At 68.0% G+C, this 7126-nt stretch carries 7 protein-coding genes and 2 rRNA genes; all 9 read left to right on the top strand.

Annotation, left to right across the window (positions count from 1 at the left end; translation table 11 throughout):
* A 23S ribosomal RNA gene (locus tag GT042_RS00665) occupies positions 1-104 on the top strand; the annotation flags it as partial.
* 110 nt (positions 105-214) lie between these two features.
* Positions 215-331 (top strand): 5S ribosomal RNA (gene rrf, locus GT042_RS00660).
* 153 nt (positions 332-484) lie between these two features.
* Entirely contained in the window at positions 485-1093 is a 609-nt protein-coding gene (locus tag GT042_RS00655; protein WP_161306734.1) for a CDP-alcohol phosphatidyltransferase family protein, read from the top strand.
* A gap of 113 nt (positions 1094-1206) precedes the next feature.
* A complete protein-coding gene (locus GT042_RS00650; protein WP_161306733.1) occupies positions 1207-3702 on the top strand; it encodes a mannose-1-phosphate guanyltransferase in 2496 nt (831 codons plus the stop codon).
* Between the two features lie 114 nt (positions 3703-3816).
* Positions 3817-4749: a DUF881 domain-containing protein gene (locus tag GT042_RS00645; RefSeq protein WP_161306732.1), complete on the top strand. Its 933-nt coding sequence runs from the start codon at positions 3817-3819 to the stop codon at positions 4747-4749.
* Entirely contained in the window at positions 4746-5078 is a 333-nt protein-coding gene (locus GT042_RS00640; protein WP_023543062.1) for a small basic family protein, read from the top strand. The genes GT042_RS00645 and GT042_RS00640 overlap by 4 nt, the downstream gene beginning before the upstream one ends.
* A 5-nt stretch (positions 5079-5083) precedes the next feature.
* A complete protein-coding gene (locus GT042_RS00635) occupies positions 5084-5842 on the top strand; it encodes a DUF881 domain-containing protein (protein WP_161306731.1) in 759 nt (252 codons plus the stop codon).
* Between the two features lie 190 nt (positions 5843-6032).
* Positions 6033-6794, top strand: coding sequence for an FHA domain-containing protein (locus GT042_RS00630; protein WP_345943626.1), 762 nt, complete (start codon positions 6033-6035; stop codon positions 6792-6794).
* Between the two features lie 16 nt (positions 6795-6810).
* Positions 6811-7126: MerR family transcriptional regulator (locus tag GT042_RS00625; protein WP_161306729.1), on the top strand; the 316-nt coding region annotated here is incomplete at its 3' end.

Genomic DNA, 7126 nt, shown 5'->3' with positions numbered 1-7126 from the left:
TGAGGGGTTAAGGCTCCCAGTAGACGACTGGGTTGATAGGCCAGATGTGGAAGACCGGTAACGGTTGAAGCTGACTGGTACTAATAGGCCGAGGGCTTGTCCTCAGTTGCTCGCGTCCACTGTGTAGTTCCCGGGTTGCGAACTGTCGCACCGGTTGAACTAGCGTCTTTTACTCAATTGAAGAGTGTGCTTGTTCGCTAGAGCCCGATAGGGTTTCGGTGGTCACAGCGTGAGGGAAACGCCCGGTTACATTCCGAACCCGGAAGCTAAGCCTCGTAGCGCCGATGGTACTGCAGGGGGGACCCTGTGGGAGAGTAGGACGCCGCCGAACAATCTTTGATTACGGGAATGCCCTGTACCTTCTGGTACAGGGCATTCCTGCGTTCCGGATCAATGTGCGGGACCCCCCCTGGCGTCCGCCGGCCCGGGCTGAGGGTAGGGTCCAGGAGGCATCATTGGCACATTCCACACAGGAGGCCCCCGGGTGGAGGTCCAGGAGACCCGCGTTCAGACGGACCGGGTGCTCACCATCCCCAACATCCTCAGCATGGCCCGCCTTGTCGGTGTGCCGGTCTTCCTGTGGCTGATTCTCCGCCCCGAGTTCGGCGGACCGAACAGCGACGGCTGGGCCCTGCTGGTGCTGGCCCTCAGCGGCGTCAGTGACTATCTCGACGGCAAGCTGGCCCGCCGGTGGAACCAGATCAGCAGCCTGGGACGGCTCCTGGACCCCGCCGCGGACCGGCTCTACATCCTTTCCACCCTGGTTGGCCTCACCTGGCGCGAGATCCTGCCGCTCTGGCTGACAGCGGCCCTTTTGGCCCGTGAGCTGATGCTTCTGGTGATGGTGGGAATCCTCAGGAGGCACGGCTATCCGCCTCCCCAGGTGAACTTTCTCGGGAAGGCGGCTACCTTCAACTTGATGTACGCCTTCCCGCTCCTGCTGCTGAGCGACCGGAGCGGTTGGCTTGCCTCGCTCGCCGAAGTTTTCGGATGGGCGTTCGCCGGATGGGGTACAACTCTGTATTGGTGGGCAGGGATCCTGTATGTGGTCCAGGTCCGCCGGCTCGTCCGGGCGGACACAGTGGCCGATTGAGCTCGTCGACGCCGTGCCGCGCAGAGTCGCCCGGCCTGCGGCTCACACGCCTAGAGGCCTGTCCGGACGGGTTCGGTCGGCGAGATCGTCTCTTCAAGGAGGACGCTTCCGACATGAAGGCCGTCGTGATGGCCGGTGGCGAAGGAACTCGACTTCGCCCCATGACCTCAAGCATGCCCAAGCCGCTCCTGCCGGTGGTGAACCGGCCGATCATGGAGCACGTGCTTCGCCTGCTCAAGCGCCATGGGCTCAGCGAGACCGTCGTGACCGTGCAGTTTCTCGCCTCTCTCGTCAAGAACTATTTCGGCGACGGCGAAGAGCTCGGCATGGAACTCACCTACGCCAACGAGGAGAAGCCACTGGGAACGGCGGGAAGCGTCAAGAATGCCGAAGAGGCACTCAAGGACGACGCCTTCCTCGTCATTTCCGGTGACGCCCTCACCGACTTCGACCTGACCGACCTCATCGCTTTCCACAAGGAAAAGGGCGCACTGGTGACGGTGTGCCTGACCCGTGTGCCGAATCCTCTGGAATTCGGTATCACGATCGTGGACGAGGAAGGAAAGGTCGAGCGGTTCCTGGAGAAGCCCACCTGGGGACAGGTGTTCTCCGACACCGTGAACACGGGCATCTACGTGATGGAGCCCGAGGTCTTCAACTATGTCGAGGCCGATGTCTCGGTCGACTGGTCCGGGGACGTCTTCCCTCAGCTCATGAAGGAAGGCAAGCCCATCTACGGCTATATCGCCGAGGGCTACTGGGAAGACGTCGGCACGCACGAAAGCTATGTGAAGGCCCAGGCCGACGTCCTCGAAGGCAAGGTCGACGTCGACATCGACGGCTTCGAGATCTCCCCCGGCGTATGGGTGGCCGAGGGCGCCGAGGTGCACCCCGACGCCGTGCTGCGGGGGCCGCTGTACATCGGTGACTACGCCAAGGTCGAAGCCGATGTCGAGTTGCGCGAGCACACCGTCCTCGGGTCCAACGTGGTCGTGAAGACCGGCGCGTTCCTCCACAGAGCCGTCGTCCACGACAACGTCTACATCGGCCAGCACAGCAATCTCCGCGGCTGTGTGGTCGGCAAGAACACGGACATCATGCGGGCCGCCCGGATCGAGGACGGCGCGGTCATCGGCGACGAATGCCTCGTCGGCGAAGAATCGATCATCCAGGGCAACGTACGGGTCTACCCGTTCAAGACCATCGAGGCCGGCGCGTTTGTCAACACGTCGGTGATCTGGGAGTCCCGAGGACAGGCGAATCTCTTCGGCGCCCGCGGTGTCTCCGGGATCCTGAACGTCGAGATCACGCCGGAGCTGGCCGTACGGCTGGCGGGGGCGTACGCGACGACCCTGAAGAAGGGGTCCACCGTCACCACGGCCCGCGACCACTCACGTGGTGCCCGCGCGCTCAAGCGGGCCGTGATCTCGTCGCTCCAGTCCAGCGCCATCGACGTACGGGACCTGGAGAACGTACCGCTGCCCGTCGCCCGGCAGCAGACCGCCAGGGGCAGCGCGGGCGGCATCATGATCCGTACGTCCCCGGGGGTCCCCGACTCCGTGGACATCATGTTCTTCGACGAGCGGGGCGCCGACCTCTCCCAGGCCGGCCAGCGGAAGCTGGACCGCATCTACGCCCGGCAGGAGTACCGCCGCGCGTTCCCGGGAGAGATCGGGGACCTGCACTTCCCGGCCAGCGTCTTCGACTCGTACACGGGGTCCCTCCTCCGCAACGTCGACACGACGGGCATCGCGGAGGCCGGGCTCAAGGTCGTGGTCGACGCGTCCAACGGAAGCGCCGGCCTCGTGCTGCCCAGCCTGCTCGGACGGCTCGGTGTCGACGCGCTGACCATCAACCCGGGGCTCGACGAGTCGCGGCCGACGGAGACGGCCGAATCCCGCCGTTCCGGGCTGGTCAGGCTCGGCGAGATCGTGGCGTCCGCGCGGGCCGCGTTCGGCGTGCGGTTCGACCCGGTCGGCGAGCGGCTGTCGCTGGTCGACGAGCGGGGCCGGATCATCGAGGACGACCGGGCCCTGCTGGTGCTGCTCGACCTGGTCGCCGCGGAGCGCCGCAGTGGCCGGGTGGCGTTGCCGGTGACGACCACCAGGATCGCCGAGCAGGTCGCGGCGTACCACGGCACGCAGGTGGAGTGGACGACCACGTCGCCGGACGACCTGACACGGGTCGGCCGGGAGGAGACCACGATCTTCGGCGGTGACGGGCGAGGTGCCTTCATCGTGCCGGAGTTCAGCAGTGTCCTGGACGGTACGGCGGCGTTCGTGCGCCTCATCGGCCTGGTGGCGCGTACGCAGCTGACGCTGAGCCAGATCGACGCCCGCATACCGCGAGCCCATGTGCTGCGCCGCGATCTGGCGACCCCCTGGGCCGTCAAGGGACTGGTGATGCGCAGCGTCGTGGAGGCGGCCGGAGACCGGCAGGTGGACACGACGGACGGGGTCCGGGTCGTGGAGACCGACGGGCGCTGGGTGATGGTCCTGCCCGACCCGTCCGAGGCCGTGACCCATCTGTGGGCGGAGGGACCCGACGACGCGTCGGCCCAGGCCCTGCTCGACGAGTGGTCGTCGGTGGTCGACGGCGCGGGTCACTAGCACCCGTCAACCGCACTGTTCCACTTCACTGATCAGTGTTACCGCCGGGCGGGCCGTTCACGGTCCGCCCGGCCGGTTCTTCAGCAGTACCGGCGACGTGCGACGATGTGCGGCATGTCGCAGCAGTCCCCCGTTCGGAGCACCGGCACGCCACGCGCGCGTCCCGATGCGTCCATGTCGCTGCTGAACAACGTGATGGACCACGGCCTCGACGAGGGGTACGCGGAGGCGGCGGCCCGCAGGGACGCCGCGGGCGGTGAACTCCCCCGTACGCTCAAGGCCAGACTGTGGCTCGCGGCGGGCCTGGTGCTGGCCGCGCTGGTGGTAACCGTGGGCGCGGCCCAGGCGCGGATCTCCGCCCCGGTGGTGGCCAAGGAACGCGAAGAGCTCATCGACCGTATCCACGACGAGACTTCGGCGGCGGACGCGCTGGAGCGTGACGTCGAGAAGCTCCGTGACGAGGTGGGCGACCGGCAGCGTGCCGCGCTGCGCCGGCCGAGCGGTGCCCACGCCGAGCTGGTCGACCTGCTGTCCGGCGCGACGGCCGTCCGAGGGCAGGGCCTGAGGCTGGTCGTGGACGACGCGAAGGACAGCGAGCAGGGCGGGGGCGGCGGGCCCCGGGAGAGCGCCAGTTTCGCCGACACGGGCCGGGTGCGGGACCGGGACATGCAGCGGGTCGTCAACGGCCTCTGGGAGTCCGGCGCGGAGGCCATCGCCATCAACGACCAGCGCCTGACGTCCCTTTCGGCGATCAGGGCCGCGGGTGACGCCATACTGGTCGACAACAGGCCGCTGGTGCCCCCGTACACCGTCCTCGCGGTGGGCGACGGGAAGAAGTTGAGCACCGCCTTCCAGGACAGCGCCGACGGGCAGTATCTGCACGCGCTCCAGGAGAACTTCGACATCAGGACGAGCATCTCGGTCCGGAGCGAGGTGCGTCTCCCCGCCGCGCCGAGCCTGATCGTACGTACAGCAAAGCCGAAGGCCGCCGCCCCCGGGAAGGGCAACGGGCAGGACGCGGCCGACACAGGGAAGGGCACATCGTGATCGCCGTACTGGGCCTCGTCGTGGGAGTCGTGGTCGGACTGTTGGTCCGGCCCGAAGTGCCGGCGGTGGTCGAGCCCTATCTGCCGATCGCCGTCGTGGCGGCCCTGGACGCGGTCTTCGGCGGCCTGCGGGCCATGCTGGACGGGATCTTCGTGGACAAGGTCTTCGTCGTCTCCTTCCTGTCGAACGTCGTGGTGGCCGCGTTGATCGTGTTCCTCGGCGACAAGCTCGGTGTGGGAGCCCAGTTGTCGACCGGTGTGGTCGTGGTCTTCGGTATCCGGATCTTCTCCAACGCCGCCGCGATCCGCCGGCACGTCTTCCGGGCGTGACGCCGATGAGCGACCAGGGAGGGACGGACAGGGAGCCCCGGAGGCTCACCGGCCGCCAGCGGCTCGCGGCGGGGCTGTGGCCGCCCCGGGTGACCAGGGCCCAACTCATCGTCGCCGTGCTGCTGTTCGGGCTCGGTCTGGGACTCGCCATCCAGGTGCGGTCGAACAACGACGACAGCGCGCTGCGCGGGGCCCGCCAGGAGGACCTGGTACGGATCCTCGACGAGCTGGACGACCGCACCCAGCGGCTGGAGGACGAGAAGCAGAGCCTCGACGACCAGCGCACCGAGCTGGAGACCAGCTCGGACCAGGCCGAGGAGGCCCGCAAGCAGACGCGGGAGAAGGAGCAGCAGCTCGGCGTCCTGGCCGGTACCGTCGCCGCCGAGGGGCCCGGGATCACGCTGACCGTCGCCGACGGCAGCGACACCGTGGAGCCCGACATGCTGCTCGACACGATCCAGGAGCTGCGGGCCGCCGGCGCGGAGGCGATCCAGATCAATGACGTCCGGGTGGTTGCGAACACCTACTTCTCGGGTACGGGAGGTGACATCCAGGTGGACGGGAAGCGGGTCACCGCGCCGTACCGTTTCAAGGTCATCGGCAAGCCGCAGGACCTGGAGCCCGCCCTCAACATCCCGGGCGGGGTGGTGCAGACGCTGGAGAAGGAGCAGGCCACGGCCACGGTGACCCGGGCTGAGAAGATCATTGTCAATGCCTTGCGACCGGCGCGGCGCCCTGACTACGCTCAGTCGTCGGCCCAGTGAGGCGGGGGCGCACGGCGGTCACGGGCCGCGGGCACGAGGTTGCGGGGGGTCGGCGCACGAACAGTGTGGTGAGTGGTGGAAACTGTCCGGTGGATACGGACGTTGTCAAGATGTCCGGGTCGGCAGGTGTGTTCATTCAGGGTTCGTCCTGCCCCACGGGCGGGTCTGTATCGGTCAAGGGGAATCGCCCGTGAAGTTGTTTCAGAAGTTGTTCGGCAAGAGCGCACGCGAGGACGGCGGGGGTTCCCGCCACCGTGCGGCGCGGCACGGCGGGAGCGAGGAGCCGAGCGGCGACCGCCCGCTCTTCCGTGACCAGGTGGGTGACGGCGCCGCCGGTGGCGCGTCGTCTGTTGACCCCGCCGGTCAGGGCCGCATAGGTTTCGGTGAACCATCAGCCTCGAGTACGGGTGGAGGGTCTGCCTTGCCGGTCTGTACGAGGTGTGGCCACCGCAACGCGGAGGCCAGTCGGTTCTGCTCCAACTGCGGAGCGCCGCTGCGGGCCGGGGTGCCCGCCGAGCGCGCTTCGGAGACGACCTCCACCATCTCCATCTCCGGCCTAGAGGCGTACGACTCGGAGGTCACGGGCCAGACGGCCGTGCCGTCCCTCTCCCCGGAGGCCCAGGCCGCCGTGGACGCCCTCCCGCTGGGTTCGGCGCTCCTCGTGGTGCGCCGGGGTCCCAACTCGGGCAGCCGCTTCCTCCTGGACAGCGAGCTGACGACGGCCGGCCGTCACCCGCAGAGCGACATCTTCCTCGACGACGTGACCGTCTCCCGCCGCCATGTGGACTTCCGCAGGGGTGCCGACGGCCGCTTCACCGTCTCGGACGTGGGCAGCCTGAACGGCACGTACGTCAATCGTGAGCGGATCGACTCGGTCCTGCTGTCGAACGGCGACGAGGTTCAGATCGGCAAGTACCGGCTGGTCTTCTACGCGAGCCAGCGGGGCGTGTGACTTTCAGGAAAGGTCCATGCTGCGAACACCCACGGGCGGTGCCGGTCACGGCACCGCCCCCTCGGGCGACACTCTGCTGAGCATCGGTGCGGTGCTCGGACGGCTGCGGGTCGAGTTCCCCGAGGTCACCATGTCCAAGATCCGCTTCCTGGAGGCGGAGGGCCTGGTCGAGCCGCGCCGCACCTCGTCGGGGTACCGGAAGTTCGGGCCCCAGGACGTGGAGCGGCTGACCCAGGTGCTGCGGATGCAGCGGGACCACTACCTCCCGCTGAAGGCCATCCGGGAGCATCTCGACGCCCTCGGCCGGGGCGAGCGCGCCCCTCTGCCCTCCC

The organism is Streptomyces sp. SID3212, assembly GCF_009865405.1.
In the GTDB taxonomy this organism is placed as follows: Bacteria; Actinomycetota; Actinomycetes; order Streptomycetales; family Streptomycetaceae; genus Streptomyces.
Note: the sequence above shows the minus strand (reverse complement) of the source record. Positions and strands in the feature narration are given on the sequence as shown.